The organism is Mycobacterium sp. NGS26 (genome assembly GCF_059813025.1).
On record NZ_JCALDU010000004.1, the window covers coordinates 31,452 to 53,694 of the forward strand.

Here is a 22,243-nt window from a genome sequence, read left to right on the forward strand (position 1 = left end):
AGCCCCCGAAAACGGCTGTTTTCGGGGGCTTTTACGTCTGCTCGGCCTTACACGGCGGCCAGCGCCTTCTCGTCCTCGTCGGCGAACGTGTCCTCCAACTGCACCGGCGAATAGTCGAGGTCGATCTCGGCGACCGGGCGCCCGCGCGCGCTGGCGATGGTGCCGAACCGTCGCATCCCCTTGTCGGCCGCGTACTGCATGAATTCGTCCACCGAAAGGCCGAACGGCATCGGGTCGTACAGCGCGAAGCCCTCCTCGATCAGGCGCAGCCCGAGCGGCATCAGCTCGTTCATGCGGTTTTCGAAGACCTCCCAATTGGCATCGTCGGCGGCGACGTGGCGCCGGCAGGTGAACGTGCCCCACGCCATGTGGCGCCGCTCGTCGTCGCCGATGCGCCGGACCAGCTCCTGCATGCCGGGCAGGATGCCGCGTTCCACGCAGATCTTGTGCCAGCCGAAGTAGCCGGTCAGCGCCAACATGCCCTCGACCATGTGGTTGTAGGTGACCGACGCCCGGACCTGGGCGGCCGGTGAGGGATCGGTCGACAGCTTGTTGAGGCAGTCCGGCAGCTCCTCGTAGAAAATCGTGCGGTAGGTGGGGATGTCCTCCAGGTAGCAGTGCAGGTCGTCGGTGACGCCGACGGCGTCGAGCCACATGCGGAACACCTGCACGTGCTTGGCCTCCTCGAACGCGAACTGCGTCAGGTACATCTCGTCGCCCAGCCGGCCCTCGGCGCGCATCGCGGCCATGAACGGCTGGATGTCCTCGGTCACCGCCTCCTCGCCGGCGATGAACTCGGCGCACAGCCGGGTGGCGTAGTGGCGTTCGTCGTCGGTGAGCCGCTCCCAGTCCGCGCGGTCGCGGGAGAAGTCGATGTCGGCCGGATTCCAGAACTTGGCATTGCCGCCGGCAAACAGCTTGAGCGGCAAGCTGTCCCAGTTGAGTCCGCCGGCGACCATGGAACCTGAACTCGTGCGTGTCATGGTGTTATGACCTCCTTCAAATCGTGAGCTTGCGGCGCCGCCTTGAACGCGGCCGCCAAAACCGCGACGAGCCTGCGCACGGCCAGCGCCGGCTGCTCCGGCGTGGGCTCGTCGAGCCCGAGGATGGGATCCAGGCCGCGCACGTAGGGAGCCAGCGCCAGGTGCGGAAAGATCAGCAGCAGCAACGACAACAACGCGTCGGTGTCGGAATCCGCGCGCAAGTCTCCGCGGGTGTGCGCGTCGCGCACCAATGGCCGCAGCACCTCCAGGTAGTGGCGGTGAATTACGTTCTGGACGCTGACGCGGGCCTCGGTGTCGACCTCCAGCGTCGCCGCCGCGTGCAGGGCGCGTTCGCGCGGATGCTCGGCGAAGTAGGCCACCCACGCGTCGAGCCAGTCGGTGAGAAAGTCGAAGAACGGCCGGCTGGGGTCGAGCTCGCGGATGAGGTCCTCCATGTAGGAGCGCACCCGCTGGCTGGCGATGTCGGCGATGAACGCATACAGATCGCGCTTATCCGCGAAGTACTGGAACAGGCTGCCCTTGGCGACCCCGGCCCGGCGCGCGATGACGTTCAGGCTGCCCCGGGAGAATCCGTGCGCCCCGAACTCGGCCTCCGCGGCTTCGATGACGGCCGCGCGGCGAGCCGGGTCGACTCGTGCCCAAGTCACCGTCGGCAATGCGGCCTCCTCGCGTCGATGACCACTGGTCATTCTACTGTGAGCTACGCCATAGTCAACGCCGTTCCGAGTCGCCAGGTTTTCAATGGTGCGAGCAGAAGGAGTGACGGATGACCATCGACGGCTCCGAGCAGTTTCGCCGCATCGCCACCGAGGAGGCGTTCAGCACGCCCAATGTGATCGCCGCGCTGGAACGCTGGATCGCCCGGGCTCCGGCCGACGACCCGGACGCGGAGTTCCAGGATTTTCTCCTGCACGGCGCGGGCGCATTCGGCGAAGCGGCGCGGACTCTGTTGATCGATCTCGACGACGTGCGACTGCAGATCATGGACGCCAACGGCATCGACGTGCAGCTGTTGTCCCTCACCTCACCCGGGGTGCAGACCCTGGACGACGATGAGGCCGCCGGCCTGGCGGCAGAAACCAATGACCTACTCGCCGAAGCGATTTCGCGTCATCCGGGCCGATTCGCCGGGCTGGCCGCGATCGCACCGCAGGCACCGGCGCGGGCGGTCGAGGAGATCGAGCGCGCGATGGGCCGGCTCGGACTCAACGGCATCATCATCAATTCCCACACCCGCGGCGAGTACCTGGACGAGGAGAAGTTCTGGCCCATCCTGGAAGCCGCAGAGGATCTGGGCGCCGCGATCTACCTGCACCCGCGATGCCCGTCGGCCGGCATGGCGCTGCCGATGCGCAAGCACGATCTGGTCGCCGCCATCTGGGGCTTTCAGGCCGACACGGGCCTGCACGCCATGAGGCTGATGAGCAGCGGCGTTTTCGACCGATTCCCAAGGCTCACAATCGTATTGGGGCACATGGGCGAGGCCGTCCCGTACTGGTTGCACAGGATCGACCGGTTTCGGGAGATACCGACGTCGTCGCGCAACGTGCGGCCCCACCTGGAGCTGACATTCACCGAATACCTGAAGAGGAACTTCTACATCACCACCAGCGGAATGCCGTGGGACCCGGCGCTCAAGTTCAATATCGACGCCCTGGGCGCGGACAACATCATGTTCGCCGTCGACTATCCCTACGAAGACACCACCGAGGCCGTCCGCTTTCTCGACAACGCCCCGATAGCCGTCGCCGACAAGCACAAGATCTACCACGAGAACGCCGAACGGGTATTCCGCATCCAATCGTGAATGTTAGGGCCGCATCGCGTAGGCGCCGCCGATCGGCAGCACGTGTTCCTTCCAGATCTGGTCGTAGCGCGCGGGATCGTGGGCCGGACGGCGGATCATCCGCATCGCGAAGCGGGCCTGGGCGTCGGTCGCCGAGGGCTTGTCGTTCAGTTCCACCGCGTAGCCGTTGAAGTCGCGCACCAGCACGGCGAAGATCTCGTCGATCAACGCCTCGTCCACACCCGACAGCGCCGCCTCCTCGAGGATCAGCTGGGCGTAGGGCACCGTCGCGAACAGCTGGCCGACGGCGAAGGCGAAGTCGATGTCCTTCTGCTGGGCCGCATCCGGGGTGGCGCTGGCCAGCATCTCGGTGAGCGTGTCGACCTGCTCGCGCAGCAGCGCGACGTTGGCCAGACGGGCGAAGCCCTGAAACGACGCCCGCCAATCGTGGAAGCGCACCTTGCCCAGCCCGCCGGTGGGTCCCTGGGCGAACAGGAACGAGTCGTCGGCCGCGTCGTCGCGCCGCCCGATCACCGGGAGTTCGCCGCTCGGGGCGAACAGGAAGTTGGGCATGAACTTGCCGAGCAGCCCGATGTTGATGTGGACGGTGCCCTCCAGCCGGGGCAGCAGGCCGATCTCGCGGGTCATCGCCTCGAAAATGGTGTCCTTCTCCACGCCCTTGGCGGCGATGACGTCCCACAGCGCGGTGATGACCCGCTCGCCCTCGCTGGTGATCTTCGCCTTGGTGAGCGGGCTGTACAGCAGGTAGCGACGGTCCTCGGCGGAGGCGCTGCGCATGTAGTCGGACGCGCGGGTGGCGACCAGCTTCATCGCGACCAGCCGCACGTAGGCGTCGATGAGCAGCCGCCGCACGTGGGTGAAGTCGGTGACGACGGTCCCGTACAGGCAGCGGTTGGAGGCGTGGGTGACCGCCTCGTACATGGCGTGGGTGCACATGCCGATGGCGCCCCAGCCCAGGTTGTACTTGCAGACGTTGACGGTGTTCAGCGCGGCGTGGAAGGCCCCGGCCCCGCGGTGCAGCATGTCGGCCTCGGTGACCGGGTAGTCGCGCAGCGCGTAGTTGGCGACATAGTTCTGCGAGTTCACCACGTTCTTGATCAGGTCGTAGCGCTCGTGCTGGGAGTCGGCGATGAAGAACACGTACTCGTCGGTCCCGGCGATCTTGCCGAACGTCGACACCATCCGGGCGACGTTGGCGTTGCCGATGTAGTACTTCTCGCCGTTGGCAACCCAACCCTCGTCTGTGGGCGTGAGGATCATGTCGGTCTGGTAGACGTCGGCGCCGTGGGTCTGCTCGGACAGGCCGAACGCGAACACCTCGCCGGCCTGCAGCTGGGCGGCGGCCTTGCGTTTGGCGTCCTCGTTGGCGCTCATCCAGATCGGGCCCAGGCCAAGGGCGGTGACCTGGAAGGGATACCAGTAGCTCAGCCCGTAAAAGCCCAGGATCTCCGCGAACTCGCTGATCCGGTAGGTGTCCCAGCGGCAGTCCTGGGTGCCGTAGCCGGCGGGCGTCAGCAGCGAGGCGAAGATGCGCTCCCGCCCGACGTGCTCCAGAAAGTCGGAGTACCACACCCGCTCGTGGTCGTCGTGCTTGAGCCGGGCCTTGCCGCGCGACTCGAAGAAGTCGACGGTCGCGGCCATGATCTCGCCGGAACGCCGGTCGGGGTAGCGGCGTTGCAGGCGGTTGGGATTGAGCAACATGCGCTGGACGGTACTGCAACCGGACCTGTTGGTGAACCGCCCATCGGACTTAGCATCACTGTCGTGTCAGAACTCAATACCGCACGCGGACCCATCGATACCGCCGATCTCGGCGTCACGCTCATGCACGAGCACGTGTTCATCATGACCACGGAGATCGCGCTGAACTATCCCGAAGCCTGGGGCGACGAGGAAAAGCGGGTGGCCGACGCGATCGCCCGGCTGGGCGAGCTCAAGTCCCGCGGGGTGGACACCATCGTCGACCTCACCGTGATCGGGCTGGGCCGCTACATCCCGCGCATCGCGCGCGTCGCCGCGGCCACCGAGCTGAATATCGTTGTGGCGACCGGGCTTTACACCTACAACGACGTCCCGTTCCGTTTCCACTACGAGGGCCCGGGCGGGCTGCTGGACGGCCCGGAGATCATGACCGACATGTTCGTCCGCGACATCGAGCAGGGCATCGCCGACACCGGCGTCAAGGCCGGGATCCTCAAGTGCGCGACCGACGAGCCCGGCATCACCCCCGGCGTCGAGCGGGTGCTGCGCGCGGTCGCCCAGGCGCACAAGCGGACCGGGGTGCCGATCTCGACGCACACCCACGCCGGGCTGCGGCGCGGGCTCGGGCAGCAGCGCATCTTCGAAGAGGAGGGCGTGGACCTGAGCCGGGTGATCATCGGGCACTCCGGCGATTCCACCGACGTCGGCTACCTCGAGGAGCTGATCGCCGCCGGCTCCTACCTCGGCATGGACCGGTTCGGCATCGACGTGATCCTGCCGTTCGAGGAACGGGTGAACATCGTCGCGACCATGTGCGAGCGCGGGCACGCCGACAAGATGGTGCTCTCGCACGACGCCAACTGCTATTTCGACGCGCTGCCCGAGGCCCTGGTTCCTCAGATGGCGCCCAACTGGCATTACCTGCACATCCACAACGACGTGATCCCGGCCCTCAAGCAGCGCGGCGTCACCGACGAGCAGCTGCGCACCATGCTGGTGGACAACCCGCGCCGCATCTTCGAGCGCCAGGGCGCGTATCAGTGACGGGGCCGGTCCCGCCGATCGGCACCCAGATCTCGGCGTTGGCCGAACTCGCCCCCGACGAGCCCGCCGTCACCTGCGACGGGCTGACGCTGACCCGCGCCGAGCTGGACGCCTCGACGAACCGGCTGGCCCGCGCCTACGCCGAGCGCGGCGTCGGCGTCGGCGACTACGTGACCATGGTGTTGCCCAACTCCGTCGAATGGATTCAGGCGGCGGTGGCGTGCTGGAAGCTGGGCGCGGTGCCCCAGCCGCTGTCCGCGCGGCTGCCGGACGCGGAGCTGCACGGGCTGCTGGAGCTGCGCCCGCCCGCCCTGCTGGTGGGCCGTGGAGGCGATCGCCAGCTCGGCGAAGCCGGGCGCAGCGGGTCGCCGACCAGACAGCAGGGCTACCCCGAATTCCCAAGCGTGCCAGCCGGTTTCACGCCCGACCCGGCGCTGTCCGACGCCGCGCTGCCGGAGGCGGTCTCGCCGGTGTGGAAGGCGATGGGCTCGGGCGGCAGCACCGGCCGACCCAAACTCATCGAGTCCGGCGGCGACAGCCGGATACCGGCCGCCATCGGCTATCCCCTGGGCGCGCAGGAGGGCGACACCACCATGGTGCCGGTGCCGCTGAGCCACAACACCGGCTTCACCACCGCGACGATCGCGCTGCTGATGCGCCATCACCTGGTGCTGATGAGCCGGTTCGACCCGCACCAGTTCCTCCGGCTGATCACCGAGCACCGAGTCACGTTCCTGACGACGGTGCCGACGATCATGCAGCGGGCGCTGCCGGTCTACCGGGCCGACCCGGGGTCCTACGACCTCTCGTCGATCCGGCGGTTCTGGCACCTGGGCGCGCCGTGCCCGCCGGCCGTCAAGCAGGCCTGGATCGACCTGCTGGGCCCGGAGAAGGTGTGGGAACTCTACGGCGGCACCGAATTACAGGCGTTGACCTTCATCAGCGGCGAGCAGTGGCTGACCCACCGCGGCTCGGTCGGCGTGGTGGTCGCCGGGGAGATGAAGGTGCTCGACGACGACGGCAACCCCTGCCCGCCCGGCGTCGTCGGCGAGATCTACATGCGGCCCGCGCCGGGCAGCCCGCCGACCTATCGGTACGTCGGCGCGACGGCCAAGACCCGCGACGGCTGGGACTCGCTGGGCGACCTCGGCTATTTCGACGAAGACGGTTTCCTGTACCTGTCCGACCGCCGGGTGGACATGTTCACCGTCGGCGGCCGCAACGTGTATCCCGCCGAGATCGAGAACGCCCTGTCGGCGCACCCGGAGGTGATGTCGTGTCTGGTCGTCGGTGTGCCGCACGAGGATCTGGGCCAGGTGCCCTACGCGCTGGTGCACACGGCCGACGGCTCCGCGCTGGATGCGGCGGGCGTGCAGGAGTTCCTCCGCGAGCACATCGCGTCGTACAAGGTGCCGCCCAGCCCCGATTTCATCGAGTTCGTCGACACCCCGCTGCGCGACGACGCCGGCAAGGCCCGCCGCTCGGCGGTGCGCGACGAGATCATGGCGCGATCGCGTCGGCCTCAGCGTCTATGACCCGCGTTTCGGCCGGCTTCGCGCGTTTCTCCCAGCGCCGCAACGCTTCCCGGCAGGGCGACTCGACCAGTGCGTAACTGACGGCGGCGATCGCGAAACCGAAGATCAGCGTCAGCACCAGGACCGTGGGCATCCGGCCGGTGAACGGGAACGTCCCGAGCACCGGGAACACCAGGTCCAGGGCGGCCAGGTGCCAGATGAAAAGCCCGTAGGACCAGCGGCCCAGCGTGACCATGCCCGCGGTGCCCAGCACCCGGTGGGGCGTGTCGGGGCGATCCAGCACCAACGGCGCGACGAGCGCGAACGCCACGACGGCGCCCATCGCCGTCTTCACCGCGAACTGGGCGGCGCTGCCCACCGCGAGCCCCGCCGGGCCGGCCAGCGGCGAGGCCGCCACCAGGTAGGCCAGCACGGCGACGACGGCCATCAAGACGCGGCGGCGCGCCAGCCGATGCGGCAACCCGACGCCGCTGTGCACCCACTCCGCCAGCAGCATGCCCGCGGCGAACCAGGAGAAGAACGCCGGCGGCCAGTTCAGCGGGTTCATGCCCGGACCGGCATGCGCGAACGGCGCGAAGGCCCAGGCCCAGCTGAGCGCCCCGAGCGCGGCGATCACCGGCACCCGGGCGCGCACCGGGATGCGGCGGGCCAGCAACGCGAGCACCGGCAGCGCCAGGTAGAAGCCGACCTCGACGGACAGGCTCCACATCTGGGTCAGGCCGCCGGTCAGGGTGAGCGGCACGTAGATCTGGGTGAGCGTCAGGTTGGCCAGCCACACCGTCGGGCTGGCGTGGTCGGAGTCGGGCAGCAGGCACAGGATCACGACGACCGCGACGAGATATGCCGGCATGATGCGGACGACCCGGGACCGCAGGTAGTGGCCCGTGCGCGGGCGCCGTCCCAGATCCCTTGCGGCCGCGGCATGCCCGCGCCACAGCAGGAATCCCGACAACGCGAAGAACACCGCCACGGCCAGGTCGAAGCGGCCGAACAGCCTGCCGCTCACACCGCTCGAGTGCCCGGTCTGGAAGGCGGCGTGGGTGACGACCACGCCCATGGCCGCGCAGGCGCGCATGCCCTCCACAGGGGGCAGGAAGCTGCGGACGCCCCCCACCTGCTGGCCATCGGTCACGATCACAGTCTGCCCGTCGCGTGTTGGCCAGCGAATCGGGTACACCCGGATGACGCTAGGTTCGTAAGCCGAGACCTTAAATTCTGCTGTTAGGGTCAAACGGGTTTGCCGCTGCTCGGTCCGGCCAGAGGGGGCCGACGAGTCTGAACTGCTGATGAGGACCACTAGGAGGACACGGCAACGTGAACCGAGCAGTCATGTTGCGGTTCGCCGCATGCGGAGTCATCGGGCTCGGGGCCGCCCTGCTGATCGCCGCGCTGCTGCTGTCGACGTACACCAGCAGCAGGATCGCCAAGATCCCGCTGGACATCGACACCACCCTGATCAGCGACGGCAACGGCACCGCGCTGGACTCGGCGTCGCTGTCCGGTGACCATCTCGTCGTCAACCAAAACGTGCCCCTGGTGTCCCAGCAGCAGGTCAGCGTCGAGTCGCCCGCCAACGCCGACGTGGTCACGCTGCAGGTCGGCACCTCGGTGCGGCGTACCGACAAGCAGAAGGACAGCGGGCTGCTGCTGGCGATCGTCGACACCGTCACCCTCAACCGCAAGACGGCGACGGCCGTCTCGGACGACACCCACACCGGCGGTTCGGTGCAGAAGCCGCGGGCGTACGGCGACGAGAACCCGCCCACCGCGATCCCGCTGCGCCACGACGGCCTGTCCTACCGGTTCCCGTTCCACACCGAGAAGAAGACCTACCCCTACTTCGATCCGATCGCCCAGAAGCCGTTCGACGTCAACTACGAAACCCAGGAGGACGTCAACGGCCTGACCACCTACCGCTTCACGCAGAACGTCGGCTACAACGCCGACGGCAAGCTGGTGGCCCCGGTGAAGTACCCCTCGCTGTACGCCGGCGACGAGGACGGCAAGGTCACCACGTCCGCGGCCATGTGGGACGTGAAGGGCGGCGACCCGGCCGAGCAGATCACCATGACGCGCTACTACGCGGCGCAGCGGACGTTCTGGGTGGACCCGGTGTCGGGCACCATCGTCAAGCAGACCGAGCACGCGAACCACTACTTCGCGCGCGATCCGCTGAAGCCGGAGATGACGCTGGCCGACTACCGCGTGACGTCGAACGAGGACACCGTCGAATCCCGGGTCAACGCGGCCCGCGACGAACGCGACCGGCTGGCGTTGTGGTCGCGGGTGCTGCCGATCACGTTCACCGCGGTCGGCCTGATCTCGCTGGTGGGCGGCGGACTGCTGGCCTCGTTCAGCCTGCGCACCGAAAGCGCGCTCACCGACCCCGGCCTTGACCGCGCCGATCAGGACTTCTTCGGCCGCGGGCCGGAGGAACCGGTGCCCGGAGCCGAGGCCGAGACCGAGAAGCTGCCCACCCAGCGGCCCGCCGCGCGCCCCGATGCGCCCGAATCGGGGTCGGACCCGCCGACCGTCGCCACGGAGGAGCCTGAGCCGCCGGGGCCGTCGGCCGACCCGCCCGAACGGCCCTAGCTTCCGTTGAAGCGCTGACCGTGCGCTGGACCCGGCCGGGGTACGCGCTGCTGCTGGCGCTTCTGGTGGTTGGGCCGCTGCTGAAGCCCGGATACCTGCTGCTGCGCGACGCGGTCTCGACGCCGCGGTCCTATCTGTCCGATGCCGCCCTGGGGTTGACGGCCGCGCCGCGGGCGGCGCCGCAGGATTTCGCGGTGTCGCTGGCCTCGCGCGTGGTCGACGGCGGCGTGGTGGTGAAGGCGCTGCTGGTGGCGGGCCTGTGGCTGGCGGGCTGGGGCGCGGCCCGGCTCGTCGCGACGGCGCTGCCCGACGCGGGCGCGGCCGGCGAGTTCGTCGCGATCACGCTGGCGATCTGGAATCCCTATGTCGCCGAACGGCTTTTGCAGGGTCACTGGAGCCTGCTGGTCGGCTACGGGTGCCTGCCGTGGGTCGCGACGGCGATGCTCGAGTTGCGCGCGGCGGGGGGCGCAGTCTTCGGTTTGGTCTTCTGGACCGCGCTGGCGGGGTTGACGCCGACCGGCTTGCTGTTGGCCGCGACGGTCGCGCTGGTCTGCGCGGCCGCGCCGGGCGCGGAGCGACCCCGTTGGCTATGCACCACAACGGCTTTGGGCGTCGCGGTGGTGGCCGCGCTGCCCTGGCTGACCGCGGCGGCGCTGGGCTCGTCGCTGAGCCCGCGGGGTGCGCTCGGCGTGGACGCGTTCGCGCCGCGCGCCGAGCCCGGCCTCGGCACGCTGTTCAGCCTGGCCAGTCTCGGCGGCATCTGGAACGGCGAGGCCGTACCCGCTTCGCGGGCAACACTTTTCGCGGTGTCGTCGGCCGTGGTGCTGCTTGGTGTGGTGGCGGCGGGGTTGCCGGCGGTGGTGCGCCGCCCGGCTGCGGTGCCGCTGCTGGCGCTCGCGGCGGTGTCGGTGCTGGTGCCCGCCGCGCTGGCCACCGGCCCCGGGCTGCACGCGCTGCGCGCGCTGGTCGACGCCGCACCCGGGTTCGGCGTGCTGCGCGACGGGCAGAAGTGGGTGGCGCTGGCGATGCCCGGATACGCGCTGGCGGGCGCCGGCGCGGTGCTGACGCTGCGCCGGTGGCTTTCGGGGTCCGGGGCTGCGGCGGCGCTCTGCTGCCTGGCGCTGATCCTGGCGCTGCCCGACCTGGCCTGGGGCGCGTGGGGCAGGGTGGAGCCGGCCCGCTATCCGCCGGGGTGGGCCGCCGTCGCGGGGGCGATCAACGCCGACCCGAGGACCGTCGCCGTGTTGCCCGCCGGCACCATGCGCCGGTTCGGCTGGTCCGGTCCGGCGCCGGTGCTCGACCCGCTGCCGCGCTGGGTGCGCGCCGACGTGCTGACCACGGGCGACCTGGTCATCTCCGGGGTGACGGTTCCCGGGGAGGGCAATCGGGCCCGGGCCGTGCAGGACCTGCTGCTGGGCGGGCCGGAGCCGTCGGCGCTGGCCGGTGTCGGGTGGCTGGTCGTCGAGTCGGGCACCGCGGGCGAGATGGGCGCGGCCGCGCGCACCCTCGACGCGCTCACGCCGGTCTACCGCGACGACGAGCTCGCGCTGTATCGGATCGGCGGCGACACCGGCGGTGCGCCGGCCGGGCGCCGCCGGGCCGTCGAGATCGCGCACCTGGCGTGGCTGGCCCTGCTTGTCGTGGGCGCCGGCGGGGCCGTCCGCACCGCGGCGCGGCGCCGCGCTACACCAGGCCGCTGACGAAGCGGCCGGCCTGGACCGCCTCCAGCACGCCGCGCATCGCGTCGGCGCTTTGCGTCCAGGAGAACTCCCCGCTGCGGGTCTGCGCCTTCGTGCCGAGCTGGTCGCGCAGCACGGGATCGCACAGCAGCCGCTCCAGCCGATCCGCCAGCTCGGCCCGGGTGTCGACCAGCATGCCGGTCACCCCGTCGACGATCGAGTCGGACAGCCCGCCGGAGGATCGGTAGCCGATGGTGGGCACCCGGTGCTGCGCGGCCTCGACCACCGCCAGGCCCCAGCCCTCCTTGCGCGACGGCAGCACGTGCACCCAAGAGCCTTGCAGCACATGGTGTTTGGTGACGTCATCGACGTGGCCATGGAAGGTCACCGCGCCGGAGATGCCGAGCGCGCGCACCCGGTCGACCAGTCGCTGCCGCCACCAGCCGTCGCCCACGATGTCGAGGTGCAGGCCCGGTATCCGCGGCCGCAGCGCCGCGACGACGTCCAGCGCGTCCTCTATCTGCTTGTGCGGCACCAGCCGCGACAGCACCACCACCCGCGGCGCGGCGGCGCGCGGGCCGGACAGCGACTGCGCCGGGGCCTCGTCGAGACCGTTGCGCACCACGGCGATCCGCTCGTTGCCCACGCCGAGGGCGACCAGGTCGCGGGCCGACGGCAGCGACACGGTCAGGTATTGGTTGCGCCGGTTGGCCCGCGGCGACAGCGTCGACTCGACGAACCAACCCAGCCGGCCCAGCACCGGCCCGGCCACCGGCCACTGCTCGCGGTGGCAGTGGTGCACCAGGACCAGCACCCGGCGGCCGTAGACCAGCCGGGCCAAAAACGGCAGGCCGTTCTGGGTGTCGACCACCACGTCGGGGCGCACCCCGCGCAGCGGCCCCAGCCCCAGCCGGGCCACGGCCATCGCCAGCAGCGCCCACACGTACACCGAGTAGCGCCCGCCGGCGCGGCTGATCCGCACGCCGTCGACGACGTCGCGGCGGGGGGCGCCGGGATAGCGGGCGGTGCGCAGCGTGACGGCGATGCCCGAGGCGGCCAGCTGCGCGCCGATGCGCTGCAGGTAGGTCTCGCTGCCGCCGCCCTGGGGGTGTCCGGTATCGCGCCAGCACAGCAGCAGCACCGAGCGCAGATCAGACATCGGTCGTCAGCCTATCCTGGCGCGGATCCCCCTCCGGCGAGCGTGCGCGTTTGTACGCGACATGCCGCTTGTATGCGTGCAACTGCGCACGCTCGCGGCAGAGACCGACGGCCGTAGGGTTGGCCGGCCGTAGGGTTGGCCGGTGGCCGTCACCTCCCCGATCACGCGAGTTTTCGCGCGACGGGCGACGCTGGCCCGCTCGGTGCGGCTGCTGTCGGAGTTCCGCTACGAGCGCCGCGACCCGGCCCGCTTCTACGGCGCGCTGGCCGCCGACACCGCGGCGATGGTCGGCGACCTGTGGCTGGCCGGCCACGGCGCGCCGGCGGCGGGCCGCACGCTGCTCGACGTCGGCGGCGGGCCCGGATACTTCGCGACGGCCTTCGCCGACGCCGGGGTCGACTACATCGGGGTCGAACCGGACTCTAGCGAGATGCACGGCGCCGCAACGGATTTGACCCGCGGTCCCGGCGCGTTCGTCCGGGCGTCGGGCACCGCGCTGCCGTTCGCCGACGACTCGGTGGACATCTGCCTGTCGTCGAATGTCGCCGAGCACGTGCCGCGGCCGTGGCAGCTCGGCGCCGAGATGCTGCGGGTGACCAGGCCGGGCGGGCTGGCGGTGCTGTCCTACACCGTCTGGCTGGGCCCGTTCGGGGGGCACGAGATGGGCCTGAGCCACTACCTGGGCGGCGCGCGCGCCGCGGCCCGCTACGCCCGCAGGCACGGGCATCCGGCCAAAAACGACTACGGGTCGTCGTTGTTCGCGGTGTCGGCTTCCGACGGCCTGACCTGGGCGACCAGCACGGGCGCGGCGGTGGCCGCATTTCCCCGCTACCACCCACATTGGGCGTGGTGGCTGACGCGGGTGCCGGTGCTGCGGGAGTTCCTGGTGAGCAATCTCGTGCTGGTGCTGTCGCCCCGATAATGGAACAGGTTCTCGTTTTGCCCCGGCTTGGGTAGGGTGCCGAATATGACCGACATCAAGACCGAATACGACAAGCTTTTCATCGGTGGCAAGTGGACGGAGCCGTCGACCTCCGAGGTGATCGAGGTGCGCTGCCCGGCCACCGGCGAGTACTTCGGCAAGGCGCCGATGGCCGCGGCGGCCGACGTCGACGCCGCCGTCGCCGCGGCCCGCGCGGCCTTCGACAACGGCCCGTGGCCCTCGACGCCGCCGAAGGAGCGCGCGGCCGTCATCGCCAAGGCGGCCAAGCTGATGGAGGAGCGCAAGGAGCTGCTGACCGCGCTGCTCGCCGGTGAGACCGGTCAGCCGCCGACCACCATCGAGACGATGCACTGGATGGGGACGATGGGCGCGATGAACTTCTTCGCCGGCCCGGCCGTCGACCAGGTCAAGTGGCGCGAGATCCGCAACGGCTCCTACGGGCAGACCATCGTGCACCGCGAGCCGATCGGCGTGGTGGGCGCGATCGTGGCGTGGAACGTGCCGCTGTTCCTGGCGGTCAACAAGCTCGGCCCGGCGCTGCTGGCCGGCTGCACGGTGGTGCTCAAGCCGGCCGCCGAAACTCCTTTGACCACAAACGCTTTGGCCGACATCTTCGTCGACGCCGGCCTGCCCGAGGGGGTGCTGTCCGTGGTGCCCGGCGGCGTCGAGACCGGCCAGGCGCTGACCTCCAACCCCGACGTCGACCTGTTCACGTTCACCGGCAGCTCGAGCGTCGGCAAGGAGATCGGCCGGCGCGCCGCGGAGATGCTCAAGCCGTGCACGCTGGAGCTCGGCGGGAAGTCGGCGGCCATCGTGCTCGAGGACGTCGACCTGGCGTCGGCGGTCCCGATGCTGGTGTTCTCCGGCATCATGAACACCGGGCAGGCCTGCGTCGGGCAGACCCGCATCCTGGCGCCGCGCTCGCGTTACGACGAAATCGTCGACGCGGTAAGCACTTTCGTGCAGGCGCTGCCGGTCGGGCCGCCGTCCGACCCGGCCGCGCAGATCGGGTCGCTGATCAGCGAGAAGCAGCGCGCCCGGGTCGAGGGCTACATCGCCAAGGGCATCGAGGAGGGCGCCCGGCTGGTGTGCGGCGGCTCGCGCCCCGAAGGGCGCGAGGACCTAGCCAACGGCTTCTTCGTGCAGCCAACGGTTTTCGCCGACGTCGACAACAAGATGACGATCGCCCAGGAGGAGATCTTTGGGCCGGTGCTGTCCATCATCCCCTACGACACCGAGGAGGACGCGATCAAGATCGCCAACGACTCGGTGTACGGCCTGGCCGGCAGCGTGTGGACGTCCGACATCCCCAAGGGCATCGAGATCTCGGAGAAGATCCGCACCGGCACGTACGCCATCAACTGGTATGCGTTCGACCCGTGTTGCCCGTTCGGCGGCTACAAGAACTCCGGCATCGGCCGGGAGAACGGCCCGGAGGGCGTCGAGCACTTCACCCAGCAGAAGAGCGTGCTAATGCCGATGGGCTACACCGTCGAGTAGCCACGGCGAGCAGACGCAAAGGCCCCCAAAACTGGCCGGTTTTGGGGGCTTTTGCGTCTGCTCGCGGCAACTCAGCGGCCCGAGAAGCGGGCCTGCCGTCGTTCGATGAACGATTGCACGCCCTCCGCGGCGTCCTCGCTGGCGAACAGCTCGACCACGGCGGGGCGCAGCCCCTCGATGGCGGCGGCCTCACCCTCCCTGCGGGCCAGGTGCGCCGAGGCGAGCGTGGCCCGCACGCCCAGGGGCGCGGCGCGGTCGGCGATGGTGTGCGCGATCTCGCGGGCCCGGGCCAGCGCCGCCGCCGGGTCGTCGGCCACCTCCTGCACAAGCCCGATACGGTGCGCCTCGGCGGCGTCGAACTCGTCGCCGGTGAGCAGCCAGCGCATGGCGTTGCCCCAACCCGCCTCGCGCGGCAGGCGGATCGTCGCACCCCCGAAGGGGTAGATCCCGCGCTGCACCTCGAGCTGGGTGAACCGGGTCCCGGCCGCCGCGATGCGGATGTCGGCGGCCAGCAGCAGCTCGATGCCCAGCGTCATGCACCAGCCCTGCGCGACCGCGACCAGCGGCGTGGTCCACCCGCCGTCCAGCCGCCACGGGTCCCGGCCGTCGTCGGGCATCGGGCTCTGCCCCGCCGCGATGCCCGGGCCGACGTCGACGAGGTCGAGGCCGGCCGTGAAGTGGTCGCCGTGCGCGAACAACACCCCCGCCCGCACCGACTCGTCGGATTCCAGCACCGCGTAGGCGCGGGCCAGGTCGGCCAGCATCGCCCGGTCGAACGAGTTGCGTTTGTGCGGCCGGTTCAGGCCGATGAGCAGGACGTGCCCGTCGCGCTCGAGGGTCACGGTGTCGAGGTTCGGTAGCGCCATCGTCAAAGTGAAGCGCAGCCGCAGAAATTATGCAATACATCATAGAAACCGGATCGTTACCTTCGCCGCTAACCAGCATCGTTGAGATCGCTCAAGCTCCATTCACCGTGTTTATCCCGCTTAGTTAGGGAATAAAACTTGCTTACTCGACCGATGTCTTATATGTTTCTAAGCATAATCATTGGCCGCGCCCAGGCCGCCGGGAGAAAATCATGTGGATCATCGAGCTCAACGTCGCCGGCTATCAGTTCACCCGCGAAATGCCCGACCTGAAGCGTCGGCCGTTCCGGTTCAGTCCCCGCAACATGCACTGGCCGGTACCCCGGCACTCGCACGCTGCATGAGGTCCGCCGGAGCAGTCGCCACCAAGCGTCGCGACACCAAGAAAAGGATGCTGATCAGCGCCGCCGAGGTGATGCGCGAGCGCGGGGCCGCCGGGGTGACGATCGACGAGGTTCTCGCCCGCAGCGGCGCGCCGCGCGGCTCGGTGTACCACCACTTCCCCGAGGGCCGCAATCAGATCCTCGCCGAGGCGCTGCGCTACTCCGGCGACTCCATCACCGCCATGATCGACGACGCGGCCGGCTGGGGCGCCAAGGCCCTGATCCGCGAGTTCATCGAGTTCTGGGAACGGCTGCTGACCGACGGCGACTTCACCGCGGGCTGCCCGGTGGTGGCGGCGGCCATCGGCTCCGACGACGACGAGCCCAGGCTTTCCGCCGAGGCCGGCGCCATCCTGGGCCGCTGGTGCACCGCGCTGACCCAGGCGTTCGTCAACGACGGCTTCAACGAGGACGACGCCGAGTCGCTGGCGGTGATGTCGATCGCCGCCCTGGAGGGCGCGATCGTGCTGTCCCGTTCGACGCGCTGCGTGCGACCGCTGAGCCAGGTCGGCGAGCAGCTCGAATTCCTCATCAAGGCAAGGGAATTCGTCAGCCGCAACGGGATTCCCGGCGCCTAGAACCGATCGTCAGTCGCTGGCCGGCAGCGGCTTGACCTCTTTGAGCTGTAACGGGGTCTGGCCGACGCTCAGGCTGCCCGCGCCCGGCTTGGTCACCAGGACCTCGGCGCCCGTCTCGTCGACGTAGCGCTTGCCCATCACCGTGCCGTCGGAGAACGCCGGGTCCAGCTCGCCCGACCGCTCGGCGCCGATGGGCACCATCGGCGCGCCGCCGCAACGCAGGTCGTCGAGGCTGTCGGCGCTTCTGACGACGATGACCTGGGTGTCACACACCTGGCTGGCCAGGCGGGTTCCGTTCTTGATCATGGTTTTTCGTCCCTTTGCTCACTGCTCGGCCGGTGCGGCCCGTAGCTCTTCTAGGTCCTGGATGATCTCGCGCCTCAGCACCTTGCCGGTGGGCGTGGTTGGCAACTCGTCGCGAAAGACTACCCGGTCCGGGGTGCGCGACCCGCGCAACGTCTTGCGGACGTGCTCGCGCAGCTCGTCGGGGTCCGGGTCGTGGCCGGGCGCCGGCACCACCACCGCGACGATCGCCTGACCCCACTGCGGGTCCTCGACGCCGACCACGGCGACATCGCGGACGTGCGGGTGCTCGATCAGCACCTCCTCCAACTCGGCGGGCGCGATGTTCTCGCCGCCGCGGATGATGGTGTCGTCGCTGCGGCCGCCGATGAACAGGTAGCCGTCCTCGTCGAGGGTGGCGATGTCCCTCGTCGGGAACCACCCGTCCTCGTCGAGCACCGAGCCGATGCCGGTGTAGCGGCCCGACACCTGGTCGCCGCGCACGAACAGCTCGCCGGTCTCGCCGGGCCCGAGCACGTTGCCGTCCTCGTCGCGGATCTGCAGCTCGACGCCCGGCACCGCCCGCCCGACCGACCCGAGTCGCCGCGTGACGGCGACCTCCGACGCGCACTGTGCCTCGCGGTGGTCCTCGGGGGTCAGCACCGCGATCGTCGAGCTCGTCTCCGTCAGCCCATAGGCGTTGACGAAGCCCACGTTCGGCAACAGTTCGAGCGCCCGGCGGACCAGCGGCAGCCCCACCTTCGATCCGCCGTAGGCCAGGTTGCGCAGCGACGGCAGGTCGTGGCCGCCGGTTTCCAGCGCCGTGACGATTCGGTCCAGCATGGTGGGCACCACGGTCGCGGTGGTCACCCCTTCGGCGTTGATCAGCCGCACCCACTCGTCGGCGTCGAAGTTGGGCAGGTAGACCATCTTGCGCCCGGCGTACAGGTTCGACAGCGCGGCGCTGATCCCGGCGATGTGATACGGCGGCACGCAGATCAGCGCCGCGTCGGTCGGCTCCGCCGACCCGAATTCGACCGTGCCGGTGACGTAGCTGGTCAGGTTGTTGTGCGAGAGCTCGACGGCCTTGGGCTGCGACGTGGTGCCCGACGTGAAGAGCACGATGGCGACGGAGTCCGGGTCGGCGAACTCCGCTTCGAAGTCGGCGGCGGCGCCGTCCCGCGCGACCGTCAGGAATTCGTCGGACAGCTGCACGCGCGGTGACGCGTCGCCGACCATGTCCCGGTAGCGAGCGTCGACGATCACCACCGGATCGGGCAGCCGCTCGATCAGCGCCCGGATGCCGTCGGCCGAGAGCCGGTAATTGAGCGGGGTGAAGGGCAACCCCGCCCGCGCCGCCGCGAAGATCAGCAGCGGCAGCATCGCGCCGCCCGTCCCCACGTAGACCGCGTGCCGGGCACCGGATTTCGCGAGGACGCCCGCGCCGCCGTCGGCGAGATCGCTGAGCTGCTGCGTGGTCAGGCGCACGTCGTCGGAGACGACGGCCACGCGATCGGGATTGCTCGACGCGGCCATCTCCAGCAGCAACGAAATGCTCATCCTCGATCCTTCGTGGGTCCCCGCCCTTTACAAATCTAGCCCACAGTGTAAGTCATCTAAGTATCGCCGCGGGCCGCCAGGGTGGCGTCACCGGCCGGGCGTCCAGGCCGTGATCCGGGGAATCCAGCGCGGCACGTTGCGGCGGTAGTCGACGTACTCGGCGCCGTACCTCCCGACGAGATGCGGCTCCTCCCAGAACCGGATGGCCAGCGCCTGGAAGGCGAGGAAGACCGCGAACCAGGTCAGCAGCGCGCCGGATGCGGTGATCGCCGCCTCCCCGAGCAGGATGCAGAGCACGCCGGTGATCATCGGGTTGCGCACGTGCCGGTACGGCCCGCGCACGACGAGGTGGACCGGCTCCCCCATGACGGGGCCGAGCCCGAGCGTCCCTTCGCCCACCCGGTCGAACAGCATGTTGGTCCAGACCATCAGGGCCAGGCCGGCGGCGATCAGCAGGCAGCCCGCCGTCACCAGGGCGGCCGTCGCCGCCGCATCGAACGGCGGCCAATGCACACCCGCCGGCAACACGATCAGCGCCGGGACGACGAGCGTCACCGTCGCCGGGAAGAGCAGGACGGACATCAGGTGTCGCCACCACAGGCGTCGTCGTGTGCGGGTCGTCATGTCGGGCCTCCCTCGGATACATCAGCGGATACTTCAACCTCCGTTGAAGAACAACATACGCCCGCCCACTAGATTCATCAACGCTTGCTGAAGTATTGTGGCCGTCATGGCGGAGCAGCGGCGCGCGGGCCGGTGGCGCACGGGTCAGCAGAACAGGCAGCGCATCGTCGACGCGGCCCGCGAACGATTCATGCGCGAGGGATACGAGCGGGCCACCGTCCGCGCCATCGCCGCCGACGCCGGGGTGGACGTCGCGATGGTCTACTACTTCTTCGACAACAAGGAGGGGCTTTTCACCGCGTCGGCGCTCACCGGGCCCGAACACCCGCTGCACCAGCTGTCCACGCTCCTCGACGAGGGGACCGAGCAGATCGGCGCGAGGCTGGTGCGCCGCTTTCTCGAGCACTGGGAAGAGGGCGCCGTGTTCGAGCCGTTCATGACGCTGTGGCGGTCGGCCGTGATCCACCCACAGGCGCGAAAGGTGTTGCACGACAGCCTCGCCGGCCCGATCGCGAAGCGGGTCGCAGCGGAATTCGGCGTGTCCGACGCCGAGCTGCGCGTCGAGCTGGTGGCCAGCCATCTGGCGGGGCTGGCGTTCGCGCGTTATCAGCTCAAGATCGAGCCGCTCGCGTCGACCAGCGTCGACGACCTGGTCGGCTGGCTCGGGCCGACCGTGCAGCGCTACCTGACCGGTTAGGTTCCGGTCCAGCGCGGCGGGCGCTTCTCCGCGAACGCGATCGCACCCTCCTTGGCGTCGTTCGACGAGAACACCGGGGCCAGGATCTTGATCTGCTCGGTGAACATGGTGTCGCGGCTCCAGCCGCGGGACTCGGTGATGATCCGCTTGGTGGCGGCCACCGCCAGCGGCCCGTTGGCGGTGATCTTCTCCGCCAGCTCGATCGCGGCGTCCAGCGCCTTGCCGGGCTCGGCCAGGACGTTGACCATGCCGAGCTCGTGGGCGCGTTGGGCCGGGAGGTTGTCGCCGGTCAGCGCCAGCTCCATGGCGATCGCGTAGGGGATGCGCTCGGGCAGCCGCAGCAACCCGCCGCCGCCGGCCACCAGGCCGCGCTTGACCTCGGGAATGCCGAACGCCGAGTCCGTGGACGCGACGATCAGGTCGGTGGCCAGCGCCAGCTCGGTGCCGCCGGCCAACGCGTATCCCTCCACCGCGGCGATGAGCGGCTTGACCGGTGGGCGTTCGGTGAAGCCCATGCCGCGGCCCTCGACGACGACGTTCTCGCCGCGCGCGAACGCCTTGAGATCCATTCCGGCACAAAACGAACCGCCCGCGCCGGTCAGGATGGCCACCGAAAGGCCCTTGTCGCTGTCGAGCCGGTCCATGGCGTCGGCCAGTCCCCGGCTGACGGCGGCGTTGACGGCGTTCTTGGCCTTCGGCCGGTTGATTGTGATGATCAGTATCCGATCCCGTTGCTCGACGAGAACTTCGGGTTCGGTGTTGGCGGCTTCGTCGCTCACGTGCTGCGAGGCTCCTTTGAATCGCAGTGGCTGGTATCCGACCGATGGTAACGGCCTCCGCGCTCCGAACTTCCGCTGCCGCCGGTCAGGCCGGCGCCATCGCCACCTCGACGACCGTCAGGTCTTCGGAAATCCCTGCGGCCCTGCGTATTTCGGTGAAATCCGCGATCATGGCGTCGGTCACCTCGTGCGGGTCCTTGACCGTGGCACCGTCGGTGAGCACCGAGATGTTGAGCTGGTCGACGTAACTCCACACGGTGATGTTGAGGCCGCTGCCGGCGGTCAACGGGCCCACCGAATAGATCTCGGTGACCAGGGCGCCGCCCACCCGGCCGCGCTCGCGGGGCCCGGGCACGTTGGAGATGTTCAGGTTGAGCACCTTGTTCTGCCCGTCGCGGCCCGACGCCCACCGGAACAGGGCCTCCGTGCCCGCCGGCGGCCAGTAGGACGCCCACCGGCTGACCAGCTCGGGACCCATCAGCTGGTGGCCCTCCTTGGCCAGCATCGCGTTCTCGTGGCAGGCCCGCACCCGCTCCAGCGGGTCGTCGGCGTCGGCGGGCAGCGCGACCAGCATGCCGCTGAAGCGATTTCCGGAGATCCGCTCCGGCGAGAAGTCGAAACTGACCGGGACCGAGGCCAGCAGCGGTGGGGCCGTGCCGTCGTAGCGCAACAGCAGGGTGCGCAGCGCCCCGGTGGACATGGCCAGCACCATGTCGTTGATGGTCGCGCCGAGCCGCTTGCCGGTCTCCTTGACGTCGGCCAGCGCCAGCGTGGCGGTGGCGAACCGGCGCTCCGCGGTGAGCATGTGGTTCATGAACGTCGGCGGCGGCGTGAACGGGCGGCTCAGTTCCGGGGACAGCTTGCGCGAGCTGCGCCGCACCCGGCCGATGCCCTGCGCGGTGTAGCGGATCGTCCCCGGCAGCTTCCCGAACTGCCGCAGGTGATCGGCGAACGCCGAGCCCAGCAGCTGGCGTTTGGTGGGCGCCGGGTCGGTGATCTGCGGCCCGCCCTCCGGTGTGGGCAGCAGGTCCATGCCGCGCGCCAGCAGGTTGGCCGAGGCGACGCCGTCGGCGAGCGCGTGGTGGATCTTGCCCACCACGGCGACCCGGTTGTTGGCCAGCCCCTCGATGAAATACATCTCCCACAACGGGCGCCCGCGGTCCAGCGGGGTGCTGGCGATCCGCCCGATCGCCTCGTCCAGCTCGCGGCGCCCGCCCGGCGCGGGCAGCCGCCAGGGGCGGATGTGGTATTCCAGGTCGACCTCGCAGTGCTCCCGCCACATCGGATGGTGGAACTTCCACGGGATGTCGACGAGCTGATAGCAGAACGGCTCGAGTTTGTTCAGCCGGGCGCCGATCACGTGACGGAACGATTCGATGTCCAGCCGGCTGTCCGGGTCCAGCTCGATCACCGCGGCCTTGATGGTGTGCATGTGCACGTTGGGCGTCTCGCTGTACAGGAGTACGGCGTCCCAACCGCTCAGCCGTTTCACCGCTGCCCCTTGCTCATA

At 69.6% G+C, this 22,243-nt stretch carries 21 protein-coding genes; 10 read left to right on the forward strand and 11 right to left on the reverse strand.

Features of this window, described 5'->3' with window-relative positions; translation table 11 throughout:
* Positions 1-47 precede the first annotated feature (47 nt).
* The gene (locus AC5Y6X_RS14520) at positions 48-983 is read right to left on the reverse strand and encodes a R2-like ligand-binding oxidase (RefSeq protein ID WP_499987089.1); all 936 of its coding nucleotides are present in this window, start codon (positions 981-983) and stop codon (positions 48-50) included.
* Entirely contained in the window at positions 980-1,660 is a 681-nt protein-coding gene (locus AC5Y6X_RS14525) for a TetR/AcrR family transcriptional regulator (RefSeq protein ID WP_499987090.1), read from the reverse strand. Before AC5Y6X_RS14525 ends, AC5Y6X_RS14520 begins: the two co-directional genes overlap by 4 nt.
* Positions 1,661-1,770: 110 nt before the next feature.
* Here AC5Y6X_RS14525 and AC5Y6X_RS14530 point away from each other — a divergent pair, with 110 nt between their 5' ends.
* Positions 1,771-2,811, forward strand: coding sequence for an amidohydrolase family protein (locus tag AC5Y6X_RS14530; protein WP_499987091.1), 1,041 nt, complete (start codon positions 1,771-1,773; stop codon positions 2,809-2,811).
* 3 nt (positions 2,812-2,814) lie between these two features.
* On the opposite strand, the gene AC5Y6X_RS14535 is transcribed toward AC5Y6X_RS14530, so the two are convergent.
* On the reverse strand, positions 2,815-4,512 hold the full coding sequence (locus AC5Y6X_RS14535; protein WP_499987092.1) for an acyl-CoA dehydrogenase family protein: 1,698 nt from the start codon (positions 4,510-4,512) through the stop codon (positions 2,815-2,817).
* Positions 4,513-4,575: 63 nt separating this feature from the next.
* Here AC5Y6X_RS14535 and AC5Y6X_RS14540 point away from each other — a divergent pair, with 63 nt between their 5' ends.
* Together AC5Y6X_RS14540 and AC5Y6X_RS14545 are read left to right on the forward strand one after the other, a co-directional pair.
* Positions 4,576-5,556, forward strand: a complete 981-nt coding sequence (locus tag AC5Y6X_RS14540; protein ID WP_499987093.1) for a phosphotriesterase family protein — start codon at positions 4,576-4,578, stop codon at positions 5,554-5,556.
* Positions 5,553-7,091 (forward strand): AMP-binding protein, encoded by a 1,539-nt coding sequence (locus AC5Y6X_RS14545; protein WP_499987094.1) that lies wholly within the window; start codon positions 5,553-5,555, stop codon positions 7,089-7,091. The genes AC5Y6X_RS14540 and AC5Y6X_RS14545 overlap by 4 nt, the downstream gene beginning before the upstream one ends.
* On the opposite strand, the gene AC5Y6X_RS14550 is transcribed toward AC5Y6X_RS14545, so the two are convergent.
* Complete coding sequence (locus tag AC5Y6X_RS14550) at positions 7,057-8,229, reverse strand: acyltransferase family protein (protein ID WP_499987095.1); 1,173 nt, start codon at positions 8,227-8,229, stop codon at positions 7,057-7,059. The two genes, AC5Y6X_RS14545 and AC5Y6X_RS14550, sit on opposite strands and share 35 nt — an antisense overlap.
* 176 nt (positions 8,230-8,405) lie before the next feature.
* Here AC5Y6X_RS14550 and pgfA point away from each other — a divergent pair, with 176 nt between their 5' ends.
* Positions 8,406-9,683: a cell envelope lipid trafficking protein PgfA gene (gene pgfA, locus AC5Y6X_RS14555; RefSeq protein WP_324675147.1), complete on the forward strand. Its 1,278-nt coding sequence runs from the start codon at positions 8,406-8,408 to the stop codon at positions 9,681-9,683.
* Between the two features lie 20 nt (positions 9,684-9,703).
* The gene (locus AC5Y6X_RS14560) at positions 9,704-11,383 is read left to right on the forward strand and encodes an MmpA family trehalose lipid delivery protein (protein WP_499987096.1); all 1,680 of its coding nucleotides are present in this window, start codon (positions 9,704-9,706) and stop codon (positions 11,381-11,383) included.
* Here AC5Y6X_RS14560 and AC5Y6X_RS14565 read toward each other — a convergent pair.
* Positions 11,367-12,521, reverse strand: a complete 1,155-nt coding sequence (locus AC5Y6X_RS14565; RefSeq protein WP_499987097.1) for a glycosyltransferase family 4 protein — start codon at positions 12,519-12,521, stop codon at positions 11,367-11,369. The two genes, AC5Y6X_RS14560 and AC5Y6X_RS14565, sit on opposite strands and share 17 nt — an antisense overlap.
* A 160-nt stretch (positions 12,522-12,681) precedes the next feature.
* Here AC5Y6X_RS14565 and AC5Y6X_RS14570 point away from each other — a divergent pair, with 160 nt between their 5' ends.
* Together AC5Y6X_RS14570 and AC5Y6X_RS14575 are read left to right on the forward strand one after the other, a co-directional pair.
* Positions 12,682-13,443, forward strand: a complete 762-nt coding sequence (locus AC5Y6X_RS14570) for a methyltransferase domain-containing protein (RefSeq protein ID WP_499987696.1) — start codon at positions 12,682-12,684, stop codon at positions 13,441-13,443.
* 45 nt (positions 13,444-13,488) lie between these two features.
* A complete protein-coding gene (locus AC5Y6X_RS14575; protein WP_499987098.1) occupies positions 13,489-14,964 on the forward strand; it encodes an aldehyde dehydrogenase in 1,476 nt (491 codons plus the stop codon).
* Positions 14,965-15,035: 71 nt separating this feature from the next.
* Here the strand turns inward: AC5Y6X_RS14575 and AC5Y6X_RS14580 are convergent, their stop codons facing one another.
* On the reverse strand, positions 15,036-15,830 hold the full coding sequence (locus tag AC5Y6X_RS14580) for a crotonase/enoyl-CoA hydratase family protein (RefSeq protein ID WP_499987099.1): 795 nt from the start codon (positions 15,828-15,830) through the stop codon (positions 15,036-15,038).
* 212 nt (positions 15,831-16,042) lie between these two features.
* On the opposite strand from AC5Y6X_RS14580, the gene AC5Y6X_RS14585 reads away from it, so the two are divergent.
* Positions 16,043-16,174, forward strand: a complete 132-nt coding sequence (locus AC5Y6X_RS14585; RefSeq protein WP_324675156.1) for a hypothetical protein — start codon at positions 16,043-16,045, stop codon at positions 16,172-16,174.
* A complete protein-coding gene (locus tag AC5Y6X_RS14590) occupies positions 16,171-16,791 on the forward strand; it encodes a TetR/AcrR family transcriptional regulator (RefSeq protein ID WP_499987100.1) in 621 nt (206 codons plus the stop codon). The genes AC5Y6X_RS14585 and AC5Y6X_RS14590 overlap by 4 nt, the downstream gene beginning before the upstream one ends.
* A 9-nt stretch (positions 16,792-16,800) precedes the next feature.
* On the opposite strand, the gene AC5Y6X_RS14595 is transcribed toward AC5Y6X_RS14590, so the two are convergent.
* The 3 genes from AC5Y6X_RS14595 to AC5Y6X_RS14605 form a co-directional block, all read right to left on the reverse strand.
* Positions 16,801-17,097: a hypothetical protein gene (locus AC5Y6X_RS14595; protein ID WP_324675160.1), complete on the reverse strand. Its 297-nt coding sequence runs from the start codon at positions 17,095-17,097 to the stop codon at positions 16,801-16,803.
* An 18-nt stretch (positions 17,098-17,115) separates the two neighbouring features.
* Positions 17,116-18,633, reverse strand: a complete 1,518-nt coding sequence (locus tag AC5Y6X_RS14600; protein WP_499987101.1) for a class I adenylate-forming enzyme family protein — start codon at positions 18,631-18,633, stop codon at positions 17,116-17,118.
* A gap of 87 nt (positions 18,634-18,720) precedes the next feature.
* Entirely contained in the window at positions 18,721-19,257 is a 537-nt protein-coding gene (locus AC5Y6X_RS14605; protein WP_499987102.1) for a methyltransferase family protein, read from the reverse strand.
* A gap of 106 nt (positions 19,258-19,363) precedes the next feature.
* On the opposite strand from AC5Y6X_RS14605, the gene AC5Y6X_RS14610 reads away from it, so the two are divergent.
* The gene (locus tag AC5Y6X_RS14610) at positions 19,364-19,954 is read left to right on the forward strand and encodes a TetR/AcrR family transcriptional regulator (protein ID WP_499987103.1); all 591 of its coding nucleotides are present in this window, start codon (positions 19,364-19,366) and stop codon (positions 19,952-19,954) included.
* On the opposite strand, the gene AC5Y6X_RS14615 is transcribed toward AC5Y6X_RS14610, so the two are convergent.
* Together AC5Y6X_RS14615 and AC5Y6X_RS14620 are read right to left on the reverse strand one after the other, a co-directional pair.
* Positions 19,951-20,733 carry a crotonase/enoyl-CoA hydratase family protein gene (locus AC5Y6X_RS14615; protein ID WP_324675167.1) on the reverse strand — a complete coding sequence of 261 codons (783 nt, stop codon included), beginning with the start codon at positions 20,731-20,733 and terminating at the stop codon, positions 19,951-19,953. The two genes, AC5Y6X_RS14610 and AC5Y6X_RS14615, sit on opposite strands and share 4 nt — an antisense overlap.
* A gap of 85 nt (positions 20,734-20,818) precedes the next feature.
* A complete protein-coding gene (locus AC5Y6X_RS14620) occupies positions 20,819-22,225 on the reverse strand; it encodes a WS/DGAT/MGAT family O-acyltransferase (protein WP_499987104.1) in 1,407 nt (468 codons plus the stop codon).
* Between the last annotated feature and the right edge of the window lie 18 nt (positions 22,226-22,243).

Coding starts and splice junctions, on each gene's coding strand:
- AC5Y6X_RS14520 (WP_499987089.1), bottom strand. CDS start 983: ATGACACGCACGAGTTCAGGTTCCATGGTCGCCGGCGGACTCAACTGG.
- AC5Y6X_RS14530 (WP_499987091.1), top strand. CDS start 1,771: ATGACCATCGACGGCTCCGAGCAGTTTCGCCGCATCGCCACCGAGGAG.
- AC5Y6X_RS14535 (WP_499987092.1), bottom strand. CDS start 4,512: ATGTTGCTCAATCCCAACCGCCTGCAACGCCGCTACCCCGACCGGCGT.
- AC5Y6X_RS14565 (WP_499987097.1), bottom strand. CDS start 12,521: ATGTCTGATCTGCGCTCGGTGCTGCTGCTGTGCTGGCGCGATACCGGA.
- AC5Y6X_RS14575 (WP_499987098.1), top strand. CDS start 13,489: ATGACCGACATCAAGACCGAATACGACAAGCTTTTCATCGGTGGCAAG.
- AC5Y6X_RS14580 (WP_499987099.1), bottom strand. CDS start 15,830: ATGGCGCTACCGAACCTCGACACCGTGACCCTCGAGCGCGACGGGCAC.
- AC5Y6X_RS14585 (WP_324675156.1), top strand. CDS start 16,043: ATGTGGATCATCGAGCTCAACGTCGCCGGCTATCAGTTCACCCGCGAA.
- AC5Y6X_RS14590 (WP_499987100.1), top strand. CDS start 16,171: ATGAGGTCCGCCGGAGCAGTCGCCACCAAGCGTCGCGACACCAAGAAA.
- AC5Y6X_RS14595 (WP_324675160.1), bottom strand. CDS start 17,097: ATGATCAAGAACGGAACCCGCCTGGCCAGCCAGGTGTGTGACACCCAG.
- AC5Y6X_RS14600 (WP_499987101.1), bottom strand. CDS start 18,633: ATGAGCATTTCGTTGCTGCTGGAGATGGCCGCGTCGAGCAATCCCGAT.
- AC5Y6X_RS14605 (WP_499987102.1), bottom strand. CDS start 19,257: ATGACGACCCGCACACGACGACGCCTGTGGTGGCGACACCTGATGTCC.
- AC5Y6X_RS14610 (WP_499987103.1), top strand. CDS start 19,364: ATGGCGGAGCAGCGGCGCGCGGGCCGGTGGCGCACGGGTCAGCAGAAC.